The sequence below is a fragment of the Litchfieldia alkalitelluris genome (genome assembly GCF_002153425.1).
In the GTDB taxonomy this organism is placed as follows: domain Bacteria; phylum Bacillota; class Bacilli; order Bacillales; family Salisediminibacteriaceae; genus Evansella; species Evansella alkalicola.
The window spans coordinates 1,190,957-1,214,591 of record NZ_KZ119600.1 but is presented as its reverse complement, the minus strand read 5'-3'; the positions used below and the strand labels follow the sequence as shown (position 1 = coordinate 1,214,591).

Below are 23,635 nucleotides of genomic sequence, written 5' to 3'. Positions count from 1 at the left end.
CTCACCCCCTCCTATGTACCCACCTTATATAACAAGACCTTACCTCACGCTTCTGTCTCGTTCTCACTCAACATCATGAGAAATAAACAAATCCCGACGATGAGGAACGTCCTAGCTGGAGACCAAAACGACAGTCCACTTGTAAAAACATCAAAAATGAGCCAAATAACTCCTATTAATAAAAAAATCACACTGGATACAAGGCAAAATTTTCCCCATGTAGACATACTTCCCCAACTTTTAAGCATTTGTTCTAGGAGCCTCCCCCAATTGTTGATGACAAAGAATTGCATAATTCACCTTTCATTTTATCACCTATTATGGAAGAATAAGGACTAATTTTTTCCGAAAAAGTCAATAAATAATCTCTCGCAATGCATTGGAATCTTCTATAGTGATGGCAAATCCTTTATGAGTATTGATGAGATTTACAAGTAAACCTTCTATGTCATCGTCTGTCCCCAAACTGAAATCAAATTGCTCTACTGAACCGTCATCAAAGTTAATTGACAACCAGAATTCTGTTGAATAACTTAAAATCCCTGGCAGCTCCTCCCCGTTCTCAATAGCATCAATAAATACATTCATACGTTTATGATCCCTAAAGGTTTTCGAGTATTCACCACCATTTTTAACATCCTCAAGAATGATGTGACTGACATATTTGTCTTTATACATCGTACTATCCCACATGCTAGTACACCCTGTTCCAAACAATATGACGAAACAACAAATCAATAAGATCCAAGTACGTTTCATGTTCCATCTCCGCCTTTTCAGTTTATATAGTAAATTTGATGAAAAAACTTTTGAATAGTTGAAACAGAGCAAGCCCTATCATATCTCTCGTTTCACATTGCTTTAACATGTTAGTACTACAGCGAAAAGTCCGCCACGACCCTTGATTGTGAACAAATTCACATATGTGGTTATAAAAATTACCATTCACTCCCTACTCAAATCGTGTAACCATAGCATCAATTCAACATCCAATTAAGGAGGGGTAAAAATATGAATATAATTACAATAGTTTGAACTAGTGTAAGGAAAATGTCTTTTTTCCAACTATTTTTCTTTGGATAGCGGTGGGTGACCCTTTGGAAAAAAAGGAGAAATAACCACCAAGGGATAAGTATAATAAAGAAATCAACGATGGCCGAGAGAATCATAACACTGCCTCCCTTCATCACGTGTTGTATTAAAACCATTTTAACACAAATTCCCAACAGACAGCTTACACTTTTGGTAACATATAGCAATCCCGGAAGCAGAGTTTTTAATACATATAATCCATATATAACAAGAACTACAAGCTTAAAAATCTAGCTCATTCAGATTGTAGTTTTCTTTAGCCTTACTGAATAGACTTCAAAACTGTACACTAAAGCCTTTAAATTGATGAATGCCTGTACCGAATTTAGTAAGCTCGTTTTCTCTCAAATACGTAACTGCCGTTTTTACCTCTTCTAAAATTTCCGGATTCAGCCCTAAACTATTGTGTGAACCATAAATCATTGTAATATTACGTATCTCTGAAATTTTTTCCAAAGAATTCACTAAATCCACAGGGTTCGTAGAAGGGAAAAAAGCGTATACAGGCGTTTCATCATATAGTAAATCCCCTGTAAACAAGTACCCGTTAGTTTTATCAAAAATGGAAATGTGGCCAGGAGAATGTCCAGGCGTATGATAGATAACTAACTCCCTATTCCCCAAATCAAATACATCTCCATCACGTAATAAACCCGTTGGTTCCCCTTGAAATGGTTGATATGTGTTAGGGTCAAATGAATCTGGTGTAGGCAAAGTTATATCTCTACTAATGTCTTTTCTAATTTGCTCGATTGATAAGCCCTGTATTCCGTTCACTAACCAATCCCTATCCCCCTCGTGGACATAAATCTTTTCATATTCTCCATGACTTCCAATATGGTCAGTGTGAACATGTGTGGTGAAAACTTCAATTGGTAATGTTGTCAATTGGTCAGTGATTCTTTTTATATTATCAATGCCGAGACCTGTATCAATTAAAACGGCTTTCTTTTTACCCAACAATAAAAATGAGTGTACCTTCTCCCAATGCCCGTATTCACTGATTGCATATGTATTTGAATCAATTTCTTGCACAGTAAACCACGCGTCATCTATTATCATCTGACTACCTCCAAGCGTTAAATAACTTCCTTTACATGTTCAAGACCATACTTCAAAACCCTTTCTTTTGGGTAAAAAAAATTGTGTTGCCTTTTGGTAAGGGGATTAATCTGCCAGTAGATAAGGAACTAAAAATTGGTGATAGTGCCCGGAGTAACCTTGAGGCGAGGGCTCCGGGCACTATACCTTGTTGTTAGTGCCCGGAGCAACTTTGATGCGAGCGCTTCGGGAACTATTCCTTGTTCATAGTGCCCGGAGCAGCAGTAAGACGAGGGCTTCGGGAACTATTCCTTGCTCATAGTGCCCGAAGCAACGGAGAGACGAGCGCTTCAGGCACTATTCCGTGTTCATAGTGCCCGGAGTAACGGTGAGACGAACGCTTCGGGCACTATTCCTTGTTCATAGTGCCCGGAGCAACGGTGAGACGAGCGCTTCGGGCACTATTCCGTGTTCATAGTGCCCGGAGTAACGGTGAGACGAACGCTTCGGGCACTATTCCTTGTTCATAGTGCCCGGAGCAGCAGTGAGACGAGGCCTTCGGGAACTATTCTGTGTTGATAGTGACCGGAGCAACCTTGAGGCGAGCGCTTCGGGCACTATTCCTTGTTCATAGTGCCCGGAGCAACTTTGATGCGAGGCCTTCGGGCACTATTCCGTACAAATAGTGCCCGGAGTAACCTTGAGACGAGCGCTTCGGGCACTATTACAAGCTGATAGTGCCCGGAGCAACTTTGATGCGAGCGCTTCGGGCACTATTCCTTGTTCATAGTGCCCGGAGCAGCAGTAAGACGAGGGCTTCGGGAACTATTCCTTGTTCATAGTGCCCGGAACAGCTTTGAGACGAGGGCTTCGGGCACTATTCCTTGCTCATAGTGCCCGGAGTAACGGTGAGACGAGCGCTTCGGGCACTATTCCTTGCTCATAGTGCCCGAAGCAACCTTGAGACGAGGCCTTCGGGAACTATTCCTGGTTCATAGTGCCCGAAACCTCAGCAAGACCATTGCAAAGGGAACTAATCCCCCAGTTAGAAACAAACAATCATTGGTTCTAAAATCGAAAAAGCTCTATTACCCATTAAAAAAAGCTGCAAACTGCAGCTTTTTTTAGATCTCCTACCATTTAACTCCCACATTTCAATTTCCCACTCACCACACACCCGCGCTAAACCCAAGTCCTACTCCCCAGCTTTCATTCACCACTACTTCAAACCCGTTCCCTAACCTCTAATTCAACTTCTGCACTTGGAACAAGTTATAGTAAGCTCCTTGCCGTTCCATCAACTCTTCATGGTTGCCTACTTCTTTCAAGAGCCCATCTTCAATGACGATAATTTTATCGGCGTGGGTGATCGTTGATAGACGATGAGCCACAATGAAGGTAGTGCGGTTTTCCGCTAATCGGAACAAGGATTGCTGGATGAGATGCTCGCTTTCTAAGTCCAACGAACTTGTCGCTTCATCAAAAATCAAGATTTCTGGACTCTTTAAAAACACGCGTGCAATAGCAACTCTTTGTTTTTGCCCACCAGAAAGCTTGACGCCACGCTCTCCAATGTTCGTATCGTAGCCCTCTGGAAGCTCCATTATAAAATCATGGGCGTTGGCCGCTTTGGCTGCTGCAATGACTTCTTCTTCAGTCGCATCAGGTTTTCCCATCAAAATATTGAAGCGGACCGAGTCGCTGAAAATGATATTGTCCTGAAGCACCATTCCAATGCGATCACGCAAGGTGCGCACTTGATAGTCGCGAATATCCTTGCCGTCAATGAGAATTCTTCCTGAAGTAACATCGTAGAACCTTGGAATCAAGCTCATAATCGTGCTTTTTCCACCACCACTCATTCCAACGATTGCGATCGTCTCGCCACGGTTGGCGCGGAAGTTGATGTCCTTCAAGATTGAATGATCGTTGTCATAGCTGAAGCCTACACCTTCAAACACGACTTCTCCCTGCGGCATGGAATATGGAACTGCATTTGGTTTGTCAGTAATATCATATTTTTCATCAGCTAGCTCAAACATTCGGTCCATAGACGCAATGGACTGCGTCAAAGTCGTCGACGAATTAACAAGTCGGCGCAGTGGATTGTACAGGCGGTCCATATAGGCAGTGAATGCCACGAGCGTACCCACAGTGAGGTTCATCTGGATCACCATGTATCCAGCGACACCAATGACTAGAATCGGCGCAATGTCCGTCACCGTGTTCACGACAGCAAACGTCTTCGCGTTCCAACGCGTATGGTCCAATGCTTTTTGTAAAAAATTTGCGTTCTGTTTATTAAATGCCTTCTGCTCGTGATCCTCCAAGGCAAAACTCCGAATGACATTCATTCCCTGAAGTCGCTCGTGCAAATGGCCTTGGACATCTGCTAGGGCTTGCGAACGTTTCCGAGTAAGATCACGAAGCCTGCTGTAGAAAAACTTAATGGCAAATCCGTAGAAAGGTAATAATGCAATGGCTACTATCGTGAGCCACACGTCCATCGTTAACATGATGACGATAGCCACAACGATGGTAAACATATCTAGCCAAATATTCATCATTCCTGTGATGATGAAGTTTTTCGTTTGCTCCACATCGTGAACGACCCTTGAAATGATTTCTCCAGACTTCCTGTTGGAATAAAACTTTAAGCTAAGTTTTTGCAAGTGGGAAAAAAGTTGTTCCCTTATATCGTACAAGATTTTGCTTCCAGTCCACTGTGCGAAATATTGTCGGTAATATTCCACTGGCGGTCGCAGGAAAATAAATACGACAAGTACAATACCCATGAGCCAATATAATTGCGTTAATCGCTCGTCGTTCGTTAATCCTGTCGCACCGATAATGTCATCGATGACGTATTTCAAAATCAATGGAATTAATAACGGAATACCGAATTTTAGCATCCCGATGAGTACTGTCACTGTTATTTCTTTCCAATACGGCTTTATGTATGTCATGTACCGCTTAATACTATCCATCTTTCAACCACCTTCTACATTCTCAATCCATGTGATAGATCACTGAGTTGGGGGATCTGAACTTACTCTCACCCCTGCTTTTTTCCGAGAAAAATAAAGCTTGATGATCATCTGTTTCATGTCTCGCAACCTTATTTTTCCCCAAAAGAAAAGACGGTTTTCATTAAAACCGCACTCTCCTCTTCCTATATTAAATTATTCTTATGTTTTGGTAAAACTTTAATGACTGGCACGCTTCGGACCTCAGTTACTTAGTTATTAGATCCCGGTCCGAACATATAACCATCTATCATGCCTTGTCCACTCTACTTTTATCGATAGTGTAAAAAACGTTCATACCAATATTCGATAAAACCAGGTTCGAATGGCCCTTTCCGTTGACCAATCCAAGATACTAGCTCATCAACGCTTCTGCGCAGAATGACTTCCACTTCGTCAGGATAGTTCATTTGCTTTTTATGTAATGCAAATTCATCTTCATCTAACAGCTTGTACGTCATATCTGGAAAAACTTTAATGTCCAAGTCGTAATCAATGTATTTCAATGCTTCTTCATCGTATGTAAATGGGGTACCTAAATTACAGTAATAGTAAATTCCGTCATTGCGGATCATACCGATAGCATTAAACCAATGGTGTGCCGTGAAATAGCAGATAGCAGGTTCCCTCGTCCGCCATTGTCGCCCATCTGATTCCTGCACCATAATTCGATCGTTTCCCCCAATCACCTCATGGGACGTACCTTTGAGAATGATTGTCTCTTCCCAGACTCGATGAAGCTGTCCATTATGCTTATAGCTTTGTACTAAAATATTACTGCCAGTCTTGGGAAAAATCACAGTTTTGCTCCTTTCTCTCTTATTCTTTTGGAGATCGATGTGTCACCATTTTATCCCGTGGGTGCAAATAAAGCTGAAATGGTGGCTTTTCCTTTAAATAATCTTTAAGCTTCAAATAATTTAACTTCCTATACGGATCACCAGGCGTAACTGGCTCTTCGTTTTTTTCCAGATAGTATTGGTCACAGGCAATTTGACAAAGATCAATATACTTGGGATATTGCGGGTCTTCAAAAATTTCAAATGTCTCCCTTGACATGTAAAACTGCTTATCAGGTATGCCCCCTAAATAAGAGTAGATCATATCATAGTCAATTTTATGATCTTCCTGTATCACACTTCTTAGTGATATCCCTTTTTTCATGGAAGAAGCGTAAGCATTTACTGCTTGTCTCACTTCGTCAATAGACGCATTGATGATCTTTTTTTCTTTCTCTGACGACTTTCCTTTTGCGTCCCCCTTAGGTTTCTTGCGGTTCCCCCAATTGAACAATGCAATTCCCTCCTAAAGTTACTCCATCAGAGCCTATATTATACTATTGGAAAAAATGGTGGTTCTTTTCCTGTTTCTATCATCATCATTATACTATTGTTTAACCAAATTTAAAATGTTTCTATAGTAGAAAAGCGAAAAGGGGCTTGGTCTTGGAAGAGAATTAATGCATGGATAAGGTGACTTGAAGGCTATTTCACTGGCAGCTTCTTGAAAGTTCTAATTAGTGCTTTGTTTATTTGATCGAAGGGGTGCGCCTGGCTTTGTAAAGGGAAATTAAATTTGATTTATTTACCCGAAGCGATGCGTCTGCTTTCGTAAAGGGAAATTAAACTTGATTTATTTACCCGAAGCGGTGCGCCTGCTTTCGTAAAGGGAAAATAAACTTGATTTATTTACCCGTAGCATTGCGCATGCCTTCGTAAAGGGAAATTAAATGCGGTTTATTTACCCGTAGCAATGCGCATGAACTCGTAAAGGGAAATTAAACTTGATTTATTTTACCGAAGCACTATGCCTAACCTCGGAAAGGGAAATTAAACGCGATTTATTATCCCGAAGCAATGTGCCTGACACCGTAAAGGGAAATTAAACGCGATTTATTTACCCGAAGTACTATGCCTGACCTTGCAAAGGGAAATTAAATACGGTTTATTTACCCGAAGCATTGCGCCTCCCTTCGTAAAGGGAAAATAAACTTGATTTATTTACCCGTAGCAATGCGCATGCCTCTGTAAAGGGAAATTAAACTTGATTTATTTTACCGAAGCACTATGCCTAACCTCGGAAAGGGAAATTAAACGCGATTTATTTACCCGAAGTACTATGCCTGACCTTGCAAAGGGAAATTAAATACGGTTTATTTACCCGAAGCATTGCGCCTCCCTTCGTAAAGGGAAAATAAACTTGATTTATTTACCCGTAGCAATGCGCATGCCTTCGTAAAGGGAAATTAAATGCGGTTTATTTACCCGTAGCAATGCGCATGCCTTTGTAAAGGGAAATTAAACTTGATTTATTTTACCGAAGCACTATGCCTAACCTCGGAAAGGGAAATTAAACGCGATTTATTTACCCGAAGCAATGTGCCTGACCTCGTAAAGGGAAATTAAACTTGATTTATTTACCGGAAGCACTATGCCTGACCTCGTAAAGGGAAATTAAATGCGGTTTATTTACCCGAAGCATTGCGCCTCCCTTCGTAAAGGGAAAATAAACTTGATTTATTTACCCGTAGCAATGCGCATGCCTTCGTAAAGGGAAATTAAATGCGGTTTATTTACCCGTAGCAATGCGCATGCCTTTGTAAAGGGAAATTAAACTTGATTTATTTTACCGAAGCAATGCGTCTGCTTTCGTAAAGGGAAATTAAACACAATTTCCAATCAGAATTGACCAAAGAAAGCAAACCGCCACCCGCCTCAAGGGTACTCCGGGCACTATCATCACGGGATAGTACCCGAAGCGCTCGCATCAAGGGTGCTCCGGGCACTATCATCACGGAATAGTGCCCGAAGCGCTCGCATCAAGGTTTCTCCGGGCACTATCATCACGGAATAGTGCCCGAAGCGCTCGCATCAAGGTTTCTCCGGGCACTATCATCACAGGATAGTACCCGAAGCGCTCGTCTCAAGGTTGCTCCGGGCACTAACATCAAGGAATAGTGCCCGAAGACGCTCGACAAACTAAAAAATACCCCTTCTTCCGAATCGGAAAAAGGGGTAATGAAATAAATTAGAGCGAACATTCTTACAGTAAATTAATTACTGTTGTTGTTGCCCACCAGAAGCTTGCTGTTTACGAGCAGCAGACTGTTGGTTTTGTTGACGAACTTCTTGAGCGTCAGTCTCACTCGCGAATTCAAAGTTCTGGCTCTGACCTTGTGCAGATTGTTGGTTTTGACGACGAACTTCTTGAGCGTTAGTTTGAGACGCTTGTTGTTGTTGTCTTCTTGCCATGGCTTATCACCTCCACGTAGATTAGAATGTCCCGGTGACGATTCATTTATCCCGATAAAGAATGACAAATTTTTCACAATTTTTGGTTCGTATGAAAATGATAAATTCTGCAAAGTAATCTACTCAGAAATTAGATTAACGAATATTTAGAAACTTATGATAAAATAAAGTTTAACTAGTATAACCACATAGCTTACATAACGGACATAGCCTAGAGAAACAACAACGACGCACTACTATATCTGAGAAGATAACAAACTAACCCAAAGGAGACTACGTTCATGAAAAGAAAATTAACGACAGCCCTAATAGCAACTCCTGTTTCTCTCCTCCTCATTCTTACAGTGTTTTTTGATGCCTGGATGCACCCTTTTGAGTTAGTTGTTTTAACAGCTCTTTATACCCTTATCATATCGCCATTTATTTTATTGTACGGAATACCAGTTACTTATTTATCAGACTTTGCTAGGAAAAAATCGAGGAAAGCAAAATCACTCATTGCCTTATTTGTACATATGATTTTTGCCATAATATTTGGTTTCGTTTATCCAATGAACTGGCCAACTCCACTATTCGGTATGGAAGTAGACATAGCATTCCTTTCAGCGATTACAGTTGCGCTTTTCTTATGGATAACAGATGAAGCCTTAAGAAAGATAAATTGGAACAAACACCAAAGATGGTGTTTACTTTTCGGCAAATAATTCCACGCCACTAAACACAAACGTTAGAACAGCAAAACAGGCTTCCGTTAAAATGGAAGCCTGTTTTTATAACTTAAATGAACAACACCCTTTACCAAACAAAACTAACTCGACCCTTACGTTAAAAGCGATATTCCACCATCCACTACAATCGTTTGACCACAGATCATTTTAGCTTGCGGTGACGTTAGGAAAACCACGGCATTGGCTAAGTCCTCAGGTTCAACCAATCTTCCTGCTGGTGTGCGCTCCGCTGAGTCTGACAACAACTCATCACGATTTGGAAAATGTGTTAAAGCGTCCGTATCCACAGCTCCTCCAGAAACAGCATTTACCCTGATATTAAATGGTGCTAATTCTACTGCTAAATATCTCGTCAATGCTTCAACAGCAGCCTTTGATACACCTACAGTCGTATAGTTTTTCAAATAACGCTGTGATCCTAAGGAACTGAGGCTCACGATTGATCCGCCTTCCCCTTGTGCCCTCATGCGTTCTGCGGCCAATTGAGAACAGAACAGCATGGCTTTGTTGTTGATGTTCATCGTCCAATCCCAATGGCTTTCCTCGAGCTCCATAACAGGTCGGAGTACGCCCGATGCCGCATTATTTATCAACACATCAATTCTTCCGAAATGTTCATCAATCGCTTGGAACATTTCCTCCACCTTTTCTTTCTTGGCAATATTTGCCTTTACTGTCATTACTTCAACACCTAATGCACGAATTTCTTCTGCAGTTTCCTCTGCTTTTTTGCGACTTCTTGCGTAATTAATCACGATGTTATACCCTTGTTCAGCTAAAAATAATGCAATTTGTCTTCCAATGCCCCTGCTGCTTCCAGTGATGAGGGCAACTTTTCTCGTTGAATTTCCCATATGTATTCTCCTTATTAGCTTTTTTTTTGTCATGATTACTTCACATTATAACGAATATAGGCCAAGTCCTCTAGAGATACTATCTGTGAGATGGCTTTTCCATCTTACGCTTTCGTAAAAAATTGATCACTGTCTCTACCCTTAAGCCGTATTCATGGAGGAGATTTTTATGTACGTTGGCCGTGACATGACAGAGCTCGGTATGCTGCCGAAAACAGAATGGACAGATAAAGAGCTTGCATACTTCCACCATAGTCTACAACAAATGGTGCCATATTTAAATGCGGAGGGGAATACGATTCATAAGGAGATTGTAAAAGAAATTATGAATCGTGACAGCTTTAATCATCACGAAGCCGATTATGAAAGCGGATCTAGAATACACTTTGATTAATGTGGTTAATACCTTGCTAGCTAATGCTAGTGAGGTTTTTTGTTGGCTATGTTATACTTTGATGTTGATTTTTTGTTACTGGTACTTACTTTCCGCTGGCGGCTGATAAGCCTCCTCGATGTATTTTTAATATCTGCGGGGCTTATTACCTGACTTCAATCCCGCAGGAACAAGCATAAACATCACGAGTATGCTTCAGTTGTCTAGACGGATACGTTACGGAGCATTTATTCGTAGAGAAAGAGACAGGTGTATCTATAAAAATCAACAGTGTTAAATATCAACATTATCCTTTAACAAAATCTTTAAATAAATGGCTTTGTTAATCCATAATTCACAATAAAACAAATAAATATCTAAATAACGACATAATGGTAACCTTTATCAAAAGAGTATTGACCCTTAATCTTTCCTAATCCCTTAATTCTGACTACACCGTTCTTATATACTGGTTTTTCATTTAATACAATATGTAATTTAGTAATAGAACTGACCTTTTGATAAAAGTGAGTAATAACAGGCTGGCTAATATAATATTCTTTCTCATTTATTAAGATAGAAAGGAAAGTTTTGTGTAAAAGTTGATTTTCATATGCAACTACATTCATTGGGTCAAATTCCTTGCAAATTATTTCACCTATAATCAGAAGATGATGGCCCTTATCATTTTCGAAATGCCTGAATACCTCTTGCGTATTTTCTCTTATAGCATTAAAAATAAAATTTGTCTCCAAACTAATTTCCACTTCTTGGGTATCGTTAACTTCCCAATCAACTGTATCTTTCAATAGGTCGTATAGCGATTTTTCGGTCATAAATAACACTTCTTTCCAATCAGGGGAAAGTTCATCAAGCAACAAACAGATATATAATCCTGAACTATAACAACTCTTTCTAAGGTTAAAAGCAGATTCTTTGTTATCAAGTAAATCATAACCATATTCTTTTATTTCGACCTCTTTTTTATTGGAACTAATGTGTGAGTATGCGTGTAATTCAATATAAAAAGCTGGTCCTTCTACTGTTTCGATAGAAGTTTCGTACTCCAAGAAGTCATTAATATAACTTCGTCTTTTTTCACGTATGGAAATAAAGTGTTTAAGGAGATTTATCTTTTCAGTATGAGAAGGTGCTATTACAGCATTATAAAGAATCTTTCTTTCCCTACTTCTTAGTTCCAAATTCTCTTTTAATAATGGGTAGATCATTCCTAAAAATTCGTTAGGAAATCTTTTTTCTTCATTTAGATATTGTAATCCATGGAATAATTCATGTTGTAAAATAGCATATATCTTCTCTATATCATTATAATAATCTAAATTAACTATAGCGGTTGGATAATGATCATACATAATAAGAGTATTTGCTCCATTGAATTGGCTATTCCATTGGATTATATAGTAGTGCTTACCCTCGTTAGAATAATTGGGATGATTGTATAAGTACACCTTTTCTTTATCATACAAAGCAAAGGCAACCGTTGTAAATTCCCTCCAATAAAACTTCGAATTAAGAATAATGTGTTCATATAAGTTTTCGAAATTTAACATTTCTCTCCCCCTCTGAAAATATCTAATTAAGATATTTTTCACAATAAGTGTTTAAACAAAATTAAAAATCTTGTTATGATCTCTCCAAATATTTCAAGTGTATTTCTTCACAATCTTATTCTATTTAATTATACCACGGAATTTTCCATACAACTTCCAAAAAATAAGAGTAGGAACATAGCAAACTACCGTTAATTAAGTAATTTCCATAAACCCGTGCTTTATTTTTCAAAACAAATTACAATAAAAATAGATAAATAAAACCAATAGAATGGAGAGGTGCTTGATGAGAACTGTTGTATACAATGAATACGGAGGCCCTGAAGTTTTAACCGTAACTGAAATGGAGAAGCCTGTCCCTCAAGATAACGAGATCTTAATCAAGGTTGGCGGAAGCGCCTTGAACCCAGTGGACACTTATTTTCGAAAAGGAATTCGTCCTGTTCCTGCCTTTCCTCATATCCCTCACTTTGATCTAGGGGGCGTTGTGGACAGCGTGGGTAAAAACATCACTAAGGTGAAGCCTGGTGATGGCGTCTGGGCGACAAACATAAGTGGTACTTCAGCTGAATACTTAACGGCGACTCAAGAAGATGTCTTCCTGCTCCCAGATAAAATAACGGAAGTGGAAGGGGCAGCGGTTGCCATGCCATTCACCACTGCTCACCTCTCCCTTCATTATCGCGCCAATCTCCAAGCAGGTGAAACCGTCCTAGTTTATGGCGGTGCAGGAGCAGTTGGAAATGCTGCGATCCAGCTTGCTAAGGTCGCTGGGGCCACCGTCATTGCTACGGCTGGGAATGAGGAGAAGGCTGATATATGCCGAGAAGCTGGAGCTGACCACGTTATTTTGTACAAAGAAACGGATCTTTTGGAAAAATTAGCTGATATAACTGGCTCAGAGGCTGGTATTGATGTCATTTTAGATATGTCACTTAGTGAGAATTTGGAAACTGATCTTCAAGCCATCAAAGTAGGAGGCAGAATTGTTACGATTGGCTCGCCAGTCAACAATACACCTACGTTACCTTGGAGAGTATTGAACCAAAAAAACGCAGCACTTCTTGGGATATTATTATTCACCGCACCTAAAGAGGAAATTAGAAAAGCTGGAGAAGATATTAGTGCGTTGTTAAAAAATGAACGCGTGAAACCTCACGTTGGGGCAACCTTCACGTTTGAAGAAGCAGCAGAAGCTCATAGAAAATTAGAGGAAAAACAGGTGAACGGAAGCATCGTCTTAGTCCCTTAAATCAATTCTGAGTTAAAACCATAAAGGTAATTTTAACGAGTTACTTCAGAGGTGCACATAAACTATTCACAAGCAGAATCACATGCGATTTCACAACAGAAATCACATGTGATTTTTTGATATTAGGGCTTTATTGCTAAACATCCAGTACATCACACAACCTATCCATATAAGTTGAAACGAATATTTTAGTATTTATACACAACTTCTTGTTTGGTGATAATTGCTTCTAATTGGTTTATAATGATTATAATGGAAAGGAGAGTTTGCTATGAGCACTAAAGAGGAAGTAATAAAATTTATAAAAGATTTACCAGAAAATGTGACTCTTGAAGATATAATCAAGGAACTTTATGTTAGAAAGAAAATTGAAAAAGGAATACAAGAACTAAATAATGGAAAAGTCGTTTCCCATAATGAAGTTAAGGAAAAATTAGGGAAATGGTTGAATTAGTTTGGGCGGAATCTGCAGTTAAAGACCTAGAAGGAATATGTAATTATATAGCTCAAGATTCGGAGGAATATGCCAATATTTTCGCTATTAGAGTTATTGACACAATCGAAACAATTGCAATATTCCCTTCATCTGGTAGGGTAGTTCCTGAATTAAACAATGATATGATAAGAGAGATGGTATTAACCAATTATAGAATTATATATAGATTCAACAATGAAAAAATGGAGATAGTTCGCATTATTCACAACGCTAGACAATTAAAAAAGTTAGAGTAAAATACATCATAGCTTGTATGACGCTATGATGTATTTTTTTAATTAGACTGTGGGACTTCTACGAATTGACATTTTGCACCTCTCAAGTAACCCCATGAAGGTATTTTGGAGCACTGTGATTTGTAACCTAAATAGAAACCTAAACCGCCAATAAAACGTAAATGAACTAACTACGTTAATGCTAGGTGTTCCCACTATACTTTATGCAGCTTTAGAATCCTTGTCTTAACGTCAACATTTAGGAGAGATGAGGAGGGTGTGATATGTTCAATATCAATAACTTCATCGTTTTAGCCCACTCAAGAGGATTTTTTACACCGAGTAAATTTGAAGTAGTTTTGTATTTTGCGATCGGTTTAACAGTTTGGTTACTTGGCGCCTATTTTCCGGTAAAAAAAAGAAAGCTATTTATTTTAATAGGCTTGGGTATAACCCTCCTAGCCATTCTTTCTTACTATATTTATTAGGTGCTGACCACGAACACCACTATATGTTTAAACATAGTAAGACTCCGTCCATTTTACGGGCCAATTCTTACTTGCATCTCACCCTCATTTGTATCTTTATTCTGCAAAAAATGAAGACTCAAGTTTCAGCTCAACCTCAGTTCAGTCTCCAATCTAAATTCGAAGCCATCACATCATATACAAGCTATTCTTTTAAAAAAACGCAGTCCCTCCCTTTCCAATAAGGTGAACTGCGCTTTTTCCTATAGTTCAAGCAAAGTGATAGCTTTACCCTTTCGTTTATACTAAACTATGTTGCAGCATATAAAAGATAAAGCCCTCACCTAACTTACGCTACTGTTTATAACTTAAACCTCCCTACCCAACACTACAACGACTTACCCCGTTGGCGCTAAAAACAATGCTCCATACACGAGGGCACCGAGTATGACGTAAGCAGGATGTATCTTTCTTTTTTCCAACAAATAATAGCTCACAACAAGCAGGAATCCAGTCTGAAGCCAACCACTTTCTAGGTAAGAAGTCTCCACAAATCGGAACGTTAAGACACCAAGAAGAACGGCAATTGTCGGCCTAACAATATTTGATAGGAGCTTCACTTTCGGCGAATCCTTAAAGCGATACAAAATACTCAATAAGACAATCATCAAAATAAGTGAAGGGGCAATGGTGGCAAAAAGGCCGACACCTGCACCTAAAATCCCGCCTTGTTCATAACCAATGAAGCCTGCCATCTTCGTTGCGATTGGGCCAGGAAGGGCGTTCCCTAATGCAAGAACTTCCCCAAACTCCTCCACTGTCATCCATTCAAACCGATGAACGACCTCGTGCTCAATGAGCGGTATCGTTGCTGGACCACCGCCGTAACCTAAAATTCCTGGGATAAAAAAGGCAAGAAAAATTTCCCAATAAATCATGAGGACGCTTCCCCCTTTTTCCCCTTATCTGTATCTGTTTTTTTCAAAAGGGCGAATGCAATCAAAGCACCTACAACAATCGCTGGGTGCAATCCTAAAACTTGGATTAGTAGGACTGACATAACTACTAAGAAAACAACTTTCAGCCAGCCTAAATCCTTTGTTGTTTTATCAATGAATCCCCAAGTCAACACTCCCATCATCACTGCCACGACAGGTAAAACACCGTGGGTCATTCCTTGCACCCAGGCAAAATCCCTAAATGATGATAGTGATACTAGAAGGATAATCATTAGCACGACTGTTGGTATAACAGAAGCAGCAATAGCATTCAGCATCCCCATAATACCGCCAACCCGATAGCCTATGTACCCTGCCATCTTAGTTGCAATTGGCCCTGGAAGCGTATTCCCGATTGCGAGCACGTCGGAAAACTCATCGCTTGTCATCCAACTGTATTTTTCCACCACTTCTTTGTGGATTAATGGGATAGAGGCAGGACCACCTCCATACCCAAGCATTCCAACTCGAAAAAACGCAAAAAATAAATTAGCTTGTTTCATCTTACAATTCCTCTCAAAGTTATCTAATAATTAATAAACCGCTATCGCGCCGTCAGTCCTCGCTTCTGTACCGCCAGCCAACACGCCTGTCACTGGATCACGCCAAATGATTTGACCGCGTCCGAAGCTTCCTGACTGATGTGTGACTTGCACCGCATGCCCTTTTGCAGACAACGCAGTAGCAAGGTGGTTCGGAACATTCTGCTCTAATAATACTTGCTTATCCTTTATCCACTGCCAGCGAGGCGCGTCCAATGCTGCTTGAGGATTTAAGCCGAAATCAATGGTATTCATGACGACTTGCATATGTCCTTGTGGCTGCATGAATCCACCCATGACACCGAAAGGACCTACAGGCTCATCACCCTTTGTTAAAAAACCAGGTATGATTGTATGATAAGTGCGTTTTCCTGGCTTCAATGCGTTATCATGATCAGGGTCCATACTGAAATTATGTCCTCGATTCTGTAAGGCAATTCCCGTACCTGGAACTACGAGTCCAGAACCGAAGCCCATATAGTTACTTTGAATGAAAGAAACCATATTTCCTTCCCCGTCAGCAGTAGCTAAGTAAACTGTTCCACCTTTAGATGGCTCGCCTGCTTCTGGCATCAACGCTTCCTCTCCAATTAAGCCACGCCGTTCTCTTCCGTAGCTTTCACTCAATAAGTCAGACAAAGAGCTGCTCATCTCTGATTCCTCAGTGATGTATTTCTCCCCATCTGCAAAGGCGAGCTTCATCGCTTCAATTTGCTTGTGGAATGTTTCCGCATCATCGCGGGAATGGAACGTATCCTCCTTCAGCATATTGAGTGCCATTAATGCCACTAAGCCCTGCCCGTTCGGTGGAATTTCCCATACATCGTAGCCTTTGTAATTCACACTGATCGGCTTCACCCATTCAGGTTTAAAGGAGGCTAAGTCCTCTTTTGTTAAAAATCCATTGTATTTCTTCGAAAAGGCATCGATTTTTTCCGCAAGTTCACCACGGTAGAAAGCCTCTGCATTTGCTTCTGCAATTGCTTCAAGAGTACGTGCATGATCCTCAGACCGCCACATTTCCCCAGCCTTTGGAGCCTTACCATTCGGCGCAAACGTTCCAAACCAATTCTCGAACTCTTCTCCCTTTAAAACACTAGAGTAAGCCGCTGCCCCTCGCTCCCAAAAGTACGCTAAAGTTGGGCTAAGGGGATACCCTTCTCTGGCGTAATCAATAGCAGGTTGTAACACTTCCTTTAATGGCAGCTTACCAAATCGTTCTGAAAGCTCTGCCCACGCTGCTGGAACACCAGGAACAGTGACAGGAATCCAACCAAATTTAGGAATCTCATCCACCCCTTGCTCCTTCAGTTTTTCTATTGAGATGGATTGAGGTGCTGGACCACTGGCATTCAGTCCGTGCAGCTCCCCCTTTGTCCACACGAGGGCAAAGGCGTCACCGCCAATTCCATTTGAAGTTGGCTCCACCACTGTCAAACATGCAGCTGTAGCAATCGCTGCATCAATGGCGTTACCTCCTTTTTTCAATATATCGAGACCAGCCTGGGAAGCGAGTGGCTGTGAGGTGGCAACCATGCCGTTCTTCCCATATGTAACATTTCGTTGTGATGGATAAGGGTAATGTGAACTATCAAATGTAATCATTCCTGCTTCCTCCATTTTATTCGTTTTTTTTATCGTAACATATTTCGAGTGGCGAATGGTTTATTAACTAATTTTTGATTTCTAACATTATTAGATCTAAAAAACAGTTGAGCCACTCGGTGCTCAACCGTTTTTTCTTCATTTGATTTACTTGGTCACTGGCTTTTTCAAGAAACCAATCACTAATGCCGTTAGTGCAGCACCGGTGATAGTGCCCGGAGCTAGATCGGTTCCGGCGCTTCGGGCACTATTCTTGGTTGTTAGTGCCCGGAGCTAGATCGATTCCCGCGCTTCGGGCACTATTCTTGGTTGTTAGTGCCCGGAGCTAGATCGATTCCCGCGCTTCGGGCACTATTCTTGGTTGTTAGTGCCCGGAGCTAGATCGATTCCCGCGCTTCGGGCACTATTCTTGGTTGTTAGTGCCCGGAGCTAGATCGATTCCCGCGCTTCGGGCACTATTCTTGGTTGTTAGTGCCCGGAGCTAGATCGATTCCCGCGCTTCGGGCACTATTCTTGGTTGTTAGTGCCCGGAGCTAGATCGATTCCCGCGCTTCGGGCACTATTCTTGGTTGTTAGTGCCCGGAGCTAGATCGATTCCCGCGCTTCGGGCACTATTCTTGGTTGTTAGTGCCCGGAGCTAGATCGATTCCCGCGCTTCGGGCACTATTCTTGGTTGTTAGTGCCCGGAGCTAGATCGATTCCCGCGCTTCGGGCACTATTCTTGGTTGTTAGTGCCCGGAGCTAGATCGATTCCCGCGCTTCGGGCACTATTCTTGGTTGTTAGTGCCCGGAGCTAGATCGATTCCCGCGCTTCGGGCACTATTCTTGGTTGTTAGTGCCCGGAGCTAGATCGATTCCCGCGCTTCGGGCACTATTCTTGGTTGTTAGTGCCCGGAGCTAGATCGATTCCCGCGCTTCGGGCACTATTCTTGGTTGTTAGTGCCCGGAGCTAGATCGATTCCCGCGCTTCGGGCACTATTCTTGGTTGTTAGTGCCCGGAGCTAGATCGATTCCCGCGCTTCGGGCACTATTCTTGGTTGTTAGTGCCCGGAGCTAGATCGACTTCCCCGCTTCGGGCACTATTCTTGGGTGTTAGTGCCCGGAGCAAGATCGACTCGGGCGCTTCGGGCACTATTCTTCGTTTATAGTGCCCGAAGCGAGCTCGGTTTGGAGGCTTCGGGCACTAATCTTGGGTGATAGTGCCCGAAGCAAGAATGGTTCCAGCGCTTCGGGCACTATTCTTGGTAGATAGTGCCCGAAGCTAGATCGACTTCCCCGCTTCGGGCACTAATCCTGGTTGTTAGTGCCCGGAGCTAGATCGATTCCAGCGCTTCGGGCACTATTCTTGGTTGTTAGTGCCCGGAGCTAGATCGGTTCCAGCGCTTCGGGCACTATTCCTAGTTGTTAGTGCCCGGAGCAAGATCGACTCGGGCGCTTCGGGCACTATTCTTCGTTTATAGTGCCCGAAGCGAGCTCGGTTTGGAGGCTTCGGGCACTAATCTTGGGTGATAGTGCCCGGAGCTAGATCGACTTCCCCGCTTCGGGCACTATTCTTGGGTGTTAGTGCCCGGAGCAAGATCGACTCGGGCGCTTCGGGCACTATTCTTCGTTTATAGTGCCCGAAGCGAGCTCGGTTTGGAGGCTTCGGGCCCTAATCTTGGGTGATAGTGCCCGAAGCTAGATCGACTCCAGCGCTTCGGGCACTATTCTGCGTTGATAGTGCCCGGAGCTAGATCGACTCCGGCGCTTCGGGCACTATTTCTTGTTGATAGTGCCCGAAGCTAGATCGGTTCCAGCGCTTCGGGCACTATTTCCTGTTGATAGTGCCCGAAGCTAGATCGATTCAGGTGCTTCGGGCACTATTTCTTGTTGATAGTGCCCGGAGCTAGATCGACTCCGGCGCTTCGGGCACTATTCTTTGATGATAGTGCCCGAAGCTAGATCGATTCAGGTGCTTCGGGCACTATTTCTTGTTGATAGTGCCCGGAGCTAGATCGACTCCAGCGCTTCGGGCACTATTCTTGGTTGATAGTGCCCGAAGCAGGCTCGACTCGGGCGCTTCGGGCACTATTCTTGGGTGATAGTGCCCGAAGCAAGCTCGATTCAAGTGCTTCGGGAACTATTCTTTGTTGATAGTGCCCGAAGCGAGCTCGATTCAGGGGCTTCGGGCACTATTTCTCGTTGATAGTGCCCGGAGCAAACTCGACTCCAGCGCTTCGGGCACTATTTCTCGTTGATAGTGCCCGGAGCTAGATCGATTCGTGTGTTTCGGGCACTATTCTTGGGTGGTAGTGCCCGGAGCTAGACGCCACACCCCATAAAGGGAAATTAAATCACATTTCTTTCTCCCCGAACCTACCCCCTAAAAATTCGATCGTGACTGCCCACCGTCCACATTCAGCGTGGCACCAACCACCCAATTCGCTCTCTCCGAAGCCATGAATACAACTGTATCGGCAATTTCCTCCACCGTACCGAAACGCCCAGCTGGAATTTGATCTTCAACAAACTTCTTCATTTTTTCAGGATTCTCTTCTATTCTCCGCTGCCAATTTCCTGACGGGTGTAAAATGGAGCCAGGGGCAATCCCATTCACTCGAATGCCGTCCTTTACTACTTCGTCAGCTAATGATTTTGTAAAACTAATCATTGCTGCCTTTGCAGAATTGTAAGTTACCTTTCCACCAGCTTCCCTTCCGAAAATTGAAGAAACATTGACGATGGATCCTGCCTTGTTTTTCTTCATATATGGAAGTGCCATTTGACTGAAGTGGACCGCAGAATAGTAATTTAAGTTCATTGCGTCTTTAAACAAATCTAATGATGTTTCCGCCGCAGCTCCACCGTTGCTTCCACCAACATTATTAATCAAAATGTCGATCTCACCGAACAGACCAATGAACTGCTGAAATGCTTCTTCACGACCTTTTTCACTTAATAAATCTGCCTGGATCAATTCCACTTCAGGGAGTTCCAGTTTCGCCTGCTTTAATGCCCCTTCTCCCCTTGCAACAACGGCAACCTTCGCTCCTTCTTCTATAAAACCTTTTGCGATTCCCTTTCCAATTCCTTTAGATCCCCCAGTCACTAACACGTGCTTACCAGTCAAACGTAAATCCATATTAGAAATCTCCCTTCTTTAAAACAAAGTCATTAATCTTTTGATGTGAGACCGGGAATGGGTACAAGTCTACATCTCCCTTTTCTACTAAGCGTAAGCTGGCTAATTCCAAATCTGCCTCACGAGCCATTCCTTTAAGTTCGCCGATATAAACATCAATTTCCCAAATGAGGTGAGTAAAAACATGCCTGACTTCATGTACTTTCTCAAAAATATCGACTTGAAGTCCCATAAATAACAAGTGCTTCTTCAAATCAGCGTAATCTTCCACAACCTCTTCTGCCTCGATATTAGGAAATTGCCAGAGCTTAGCCAACATTCCTGTTTCAGGACGTTGCTGGATCAATATTCGACCTGCATCATCTTTTAGGACAATGGCTTTCATCTGTTTTTTCTTCGGTGGCGATTTTTTTGCCTTCACAGGTAATAGTTCTTGAACTCCCTCTGCCCTAGCAGCGCAATGCTCTTGAACAGGGCAGATTAAACAGGCAGGTGACTTTGGCGTGCATATTAACGCCCCAAGCTCCATTAATGCCTGATTAAAATGAGAAGGATTTTCCTTTGAAATAATCTCGTCCACAATACTTTCAAATCGTTTTCGCGTAGTAGCCTTTGAAATGTCGTCATATATGGAAAAAATTCGTGATAAGACTCGCATGACGTTACCATCCACTGCAGGTGCTGGGATATTGAATGCAATGCTTAAGATTGCGCCTGCTGTATACGGACCAACTCCACTTAGCTTATGCACCTCTTCTTTTTCAGCTGGAACTTGTCCACCATAATTCTCTTGGACTTCCTTCACAGCCTTGTGCAGATTTCGAGCCCTTGAATAGTACCCAAGGCCTTCCCATGCTTTCAAAACCGTTTCTTCTTCAGCTTCCGCAAGGGCTTGTACGGTTGGAAAAAACTTCATAAAGCGATTATAATATGGGATAACTGTGTCAACCTTCGTCTGTTGAAGCATAATTTCAGAAACCCAAATCTTATATGGATCCCTTTCTCGACGCCAAGGAAGGTCTCGTTTATTTTCGTCGTACCATTTCAAGAGATCCTGTTGATATCCTTTTATATTCCAGTTACTTAATTTTTCTAAAGTCGTCACCTGTTGCTCCCCCTTTGGACAAATGCCCAACAATGGAGCTTCTGTAAACCACCAACAATATATTTGTCGAGCTGTCCAAATACGGGGTCAGCACCGTCTCTACGTTTTCCCTTTATCAATTCGTAGCTTTCCATAGTGGGAAGGAGGAACATCTCCACATACAAATTTTCTTGGTCTGCCGCTTCAAACCACTCAACATCTGCAGCACCAAATGCCCTTAATTCGTCTAGAACTTTCTGCATATGGTTCTCATATTCATGTACCATGTCAGCAGATATTTTATATTCAATAAAAATTTGTAAATCATTCATATTTGAATTTCTCCTTTTGAAAACTGCTTGAATAGGGTAATAATAGTAGTGAGTTTTCTAAAATCCCCTTAGATTAGAAGTAGCCTTTGAAAAATAATGATGTTAGAATTTGGGCTACAGGTTGCTCTCTTTCACATAAAGCATAGGGATAAACTCCACTCTACATAACATAATAAAATAACTATAAATTATTGTATCAAGAAAATGTCGTATAGGTAAGGAGGGTTATCAAATGGATACGGGAACCCATGTTGTAATGGGAATCGCAATCGGGGGCCTCGCTACGCTAGACCCAGTTGTATCAAGTAATCCTGCCATGACACAAGCAGTAATGGTTAGTGCATTAATCGGATCACAAGCTCCTGACTTTGATACAATATTGAAATTAAAAAATAATGCTGTTTACATTCGGAATCATCGTGGCGTCACCCACTCTATCCCCTTTTGGTTTATTTGGCCAACTGCCATCACCATATTATTAGGTGCTACGATGCCTGATTTAAATTTATTACATTTATGGCTTTGGACGTTTCTCGCTGTTTTTCTCCACGTTTTTGTGGACATCTTCAATGCATACGGGACCAAGTTTTTTTCACCCATAAGGGAAAAATGGATTGCACTTGGCATTATCAATATATTTGATCCTCTTATTTTTACGGCGCATATCGTGGCTATTATATTTTGGCGTTACGGAACAGATCCAGGCTGGACGTTCCTTACTTTGTATATCCTGTTAACAGGGTACTATATTTGGCGCATTAGGACCCAACGGAAGGTCTACCATTTGTTAAAAAGGAAGCACCCTGATGCGACGCACATTTTCACCTCACCAACGTTTAAATGGCACCATTGGCATGTTGTTATTCGAACACAGGAAAAAATGCACGTTGCTCAAGTGAAGAATGGGGTGATTAACTATTACGAAACATATCCATTCGAACCAATTCCAGATGATCCAATTATCAACGCTGCATGTAAAGATCAAAATTTGCATGCCTTTCTATCCTTTTCACCAGCTTATCATTGGCAGGTAACAGAGGAAGATCACGGTTTCACAGTGAAATTCGTTGATTTGCGCTACCGTAGTAAAGGCCATTACCCTTTTATCGCCATTGTTCGATTGGATGAAAACTTAAGTATTTTATCCTCCTATACAGGCTGGATTTATAATAATGAAACACTTCAGCGAAAGCTTGAAATTGCCATAGAAACATAAGAGAGGTTTTCCAAGTGGCTTTATATCGACCACTGGAAAACCTCTTTTTAATGGTAAAATTCTTTATTTTTGAAAAGCTTGCGGTATCTTGGTTTTTCCAATAATACCTCATGCAGCTTTGGACCATAACGGTTGATCCACTCTTCAATAATTTTCTCTGTCATTTCTGAACCACGGTACTTACGGCCTGCTTTCGCAGAAGTACTTTCGAAATCCTCCCAAAGAATTTCCACCCAAGTTCTTGCTTCAGAATAAGACATTTGCTCATTTTGCTCCAAGAGTTTGTTCGTTAATCGTTCAAAATAATCATTCATATTTCTCCCCCCTTGTCAGGAATTACATTTCATTATTTTTTAAAGAACACACACACT

23 protein-coding genes are annotated in these 23,635 nt (G+C 41.7%); 7 read left to right on the top strand and 16 right to left on the bottom strand.

The annotated features are described in order from the left end of the window. Positions 1–44: 44 nt before the first annotated feature. The 7 genes from BW724_RS05600 to BW724_RS05565 form a co-directional block, all read right to left on the bottom strand. Positions 45–248, bottom strand: coding sequence for a hypothetical protein (locus tag BW724_RS05600; protein WP_140354915.1), 204 nt, complete (start codon positions 246–248; stop codon positions 45–47). A gap of 106 nt (positions 249–354) precedes the next feature. After that, entirely contained in the window at positions 355–759 is a 405-nt protein-coding gene (locus BW724_RS05595; protein ID WP_140354914.1) for a YhfM domain-containing protein, read from the bottom strand. A gap of 609 nt (positions 760–1,368) precedes the next feature. Next, the gene (locus BW724_RS05585) at positions 1,369–2,154 is read right to left on the bottom strand and encodes an MBL fold metallo-hydrolase (RefSeq protein WP_088074284.1); all 786 of its coding nucleotides are present in this window, start codon (positions 2,152–2,154) and stop codon (positions 1,369–1,371) included. 1,223 nt (positions 2,155–3,377) lie between these two features. Then, positions 3,378–5,120 (bottom strand): ABC transporter ATP-binding protein, encoded by a 1,743-nt coding sequence (locus BW724_RS05580; RefSeq protein ID WP_088074283.1) that lies wholly within the window; start codon positions 5,118–5,120, stop codon positions 3,378–3,380. Positions 5,121–5,431: 311 nt separating this feature from the next. After that, positions 5,432–5,959, bottom strand: coding sequence for a nucleoside tri-diphosphate phosphatase (locus BW724_RS05575; RefSeq protein WP_088074281.1), 528 nt, complete (start codon positions 5,957–5,959; stop codon positions 5,432–5,434). A gap of 19 nt (positions 5,960–5,978) precedes the next feature. Continuing rightward, positions 5,979–6,452: a DUF3939 domain-containing protein gene (locus BW724_RS05570; RefSeq protein ID WP_088074278.1), complete on the bottom strand. Its 474-nt coding sequence runs from the start codon at positions 6,450–6,452 to the stop codon at positions 5,979–5,981. A 1,763-nt stretch (positions 6,453–8,215) separates the two neighbouring features. Continuing rightward, on the bottom strand, positions 8,216–8,410 hold the full coding sequence (locus BW724_RS05565; RefSeq protein ID WP_088074276.1) for a gamma-type small acid-soluble spore protein: 195 nt from the start codon (positions 8,408–8,410) through the stop codon (positions 8,216–8,218). A 281-nt stretch (positions 8,411–8,691) separates the two neighbouring features. On the opposite strand from BW724_RS05565, the gene BW724_RS05560 reads away from it, so the two are divergent. Then, positions 8,692–9,114, top strand: coding sequence for a hypothetical protein (locus BW724_RS05560; protein WP_088074274.1), 423 nt, complete (start codon positions 8,692–8,694; stop codon positions 9,112–9,114). Positions 9,115–9,230: 116 nt separating this feature from the next. Here the strand turns inward: BW724_RS05560 and fabL are convergent, their stop codons facing one another. After that, positions 9,231–9,992 carry an enoyl-[acyl-carrier-protein] reductase FabL gene (fabL, locus tag BW724_RS05555; protein WP_088074273.1) on the bottom strand — a complete coding sequence of 254 codons (762 nt, stop codon included), beginning with the start codon at positions 9,990–9,992 and terminating at the stop codon, positions 9,231–9,233. A gap of 169 nt (positions 9,993–10,161) precedes the next feature. On the opposite strand from fabL, the gene BW724_RS05550 reads away from it, so the two are divergent. Continuing rightward, complete coding sequence (locus BW724_RS05550; RefSeq protein WP_088074271.1) at positions 10,162–10,386, top strand: hypothetical protein; 225 nt, start codon at positions 10,162–10,164, stop codon at positions 10,384–10,386. 356 nt (positions 10,387–10,742) lie between these two features. Here the strand turns inward: BW724_RS05550 and BW724_RS05545 are convergent, their stop codons facing one another. Then, a complete protein-coding gene (locus BW724_RS05545; RefSeq protein WP_088074269.1) occupies positions 10,743–11,936 on the bottom strand; it encodes a hypothetical protein in 1,194 nt (397 codons plus the stop codon). Positions 11,937–12,222: 286 nt separating this feature from the next. Between BW724_RS05545 and BW724_RS05540 the strand changes: the two genes are divergently transcribed. The 4 genes from BW724_RS05540 to BW724_RS05525 all read left to right on the top strand — a co-directional run bounded on the left by BW724_RS05540 (position 12,223) and on the right by BW724_RS05525 (position 14,387). Continuing rightward, a complete protein-coding gene (locus BW724_RS05540) occupies positions 12,223–13,188 on the top strand; it encodes an NADPH:quinone reductase (RefSeq protein ID WP_088074268.1) in 966 nt (321 codons plus the stop codon). A 271-nt stretch (positions 13,189–13,459) separates the two neighbouring features. Then, positions 13,460–13,642, top strand: a complete 183-nt coding sequence (locus BW724_RS05535) for a hypothetical protein (protein ID WP_088074265.1) — start codon at positions 13,460–13,462, stop codon at positions 13,640–13,642. Then, positions 13,630–13,920, top strand: a complete 291-nt coding sequence (locus BW724_RS05530) for a type II toxin-antitoxin system RelE/ParE family toxin (protein ID WP_088074264.1) — start codon at positions 13,630–13,632, stop codon at positions 13,918–13,920. The genes BW724_RS05535 and BW724_RS05530 overlap by 13 nt, the downstream gene beginning before the upstream one ends. A 263-nt stretch (positions 13,921–14,183) precedes the next feature. Continuing rightward, the gene (locus BW724_RS05525; RefSeq protein ID WP_088074262.1) at positions 14,184–14,387 is read left to right on the top strand and encodes a hypothetical protein; all 204 of its coding nucleotides are present in this window, start codon (positions 14,184–14,186) and stop codon (positions 14,385–14,387) included. Between the two features lie 377 nt (positions 14,388–14,764). On the opposite strand, the gene BW724_RS05520 is transcribed toward BW724_RS05525, so the two are convergent. The 6 genes from BW724_RS05520 to BW724_RS05495 all read right to left on the bottom strand — a co-directional run bounded on the left by BW724_RS05520 (position 14,765) and on the right by BW724_RS05495 (position 22,048). Continuing rightward, positions 14,765–15,304, bottom strand: coding sequence for a chromate transporter (locus BW724_RS05520; RefSeq protein WP_088074260.1), 540 nt, complete (start codon positions 15,302–15,304; stop codon positions 14,765–14,767). Then, entirely contained in the window at positions 15,301–15,867 is a 567-nt protein-coding gene (locus BW724_RS05515) for a chromate transporter (protein WP_088074258.1), read from the bottom strand. Before BW724_RS05515 ends, BW724_RS05520 begins: the two co-directional genes overlap by 4 nt. Positions 15,868–15,897: 30 nt before the next feature. Then, positions 15,898–17,511 (bottom strand): gamma-glutamyltransferase family protein, encoded by a 1,614-nt coding sequence (locus BW724_RS05510; protein ID WP_088074256.1) that lies wholly within the window; start codon positions 17,509–17,511, stop codon positions 15,898–15,900. Positions 17,512–19,873: 2,362 nt separating this feature from the next. Next, on the bottom strand, positions 19,874–20,632 hold the full coding sequence (locus BW724_RS05505) for an SDR family NAD(P)-dependent oxidoreductase (protein WP_088074254.1): 759 nt from the start codon (positions 20,630–20,632) through the stop codon (positions 19,874–19,876). Between the two features lies 1 nt (position 20,633). Further along, positions 20,634–21,737: an A/G-specific adenine glycosylase gene (gene mutY, locus BW724_RS05500; RefSeq protein WP_088074252.1), complete on the bottom strand. Its 1,104-nt coding sequence runs from the start codon at positions 21,735–21,737 to the stop codon at positions 20,634–20,636. Beyond that, complete coding sequence (locus tag BW724_RS05495) at positions 21,734–22,048, bottom strand: hypothetical protein (RefSeq protein WP_088074251.1); 315 nt, start codon at positions 22,046–22,048, stop codon at positions 21,734–21,736. Before BW724_RS05495 ends, mutY begins: the two co-directional genes overlap by 4 nt. Positions 22,049–22,280: 232 nt before the next feature. Between BW724_RS05495 and BW724_RS05490 the strand changes: the two genes are divergently transcribed. Further along, positions 22,281–23,264, top strand: coding sequence for a metal-dependent hydrolase (locus tag BW724_RS05490; protein WP_088074249.1), 984 nt, complete (start codon positions 22,281–22,283; stop codon positions 23,262–23,264). Positions 23,265–23,311: 47 nt separating this feature from the next. On the opposite strand, the gene BW724_RS05485 is transcribed toward BW724_RS05490, so the two are convergent. Continuing rightward, a complete protein-coding gene (locus BW724_RS05485; protein ID WP_088074245.1) occupies positions 23,312–23,578 on the bottom strand; it encodes a YfhJ family protein in 267 nt (88 codons plus the stop codon). Positions 23,579–23,635: the final 57 nt, after the last annotated feature.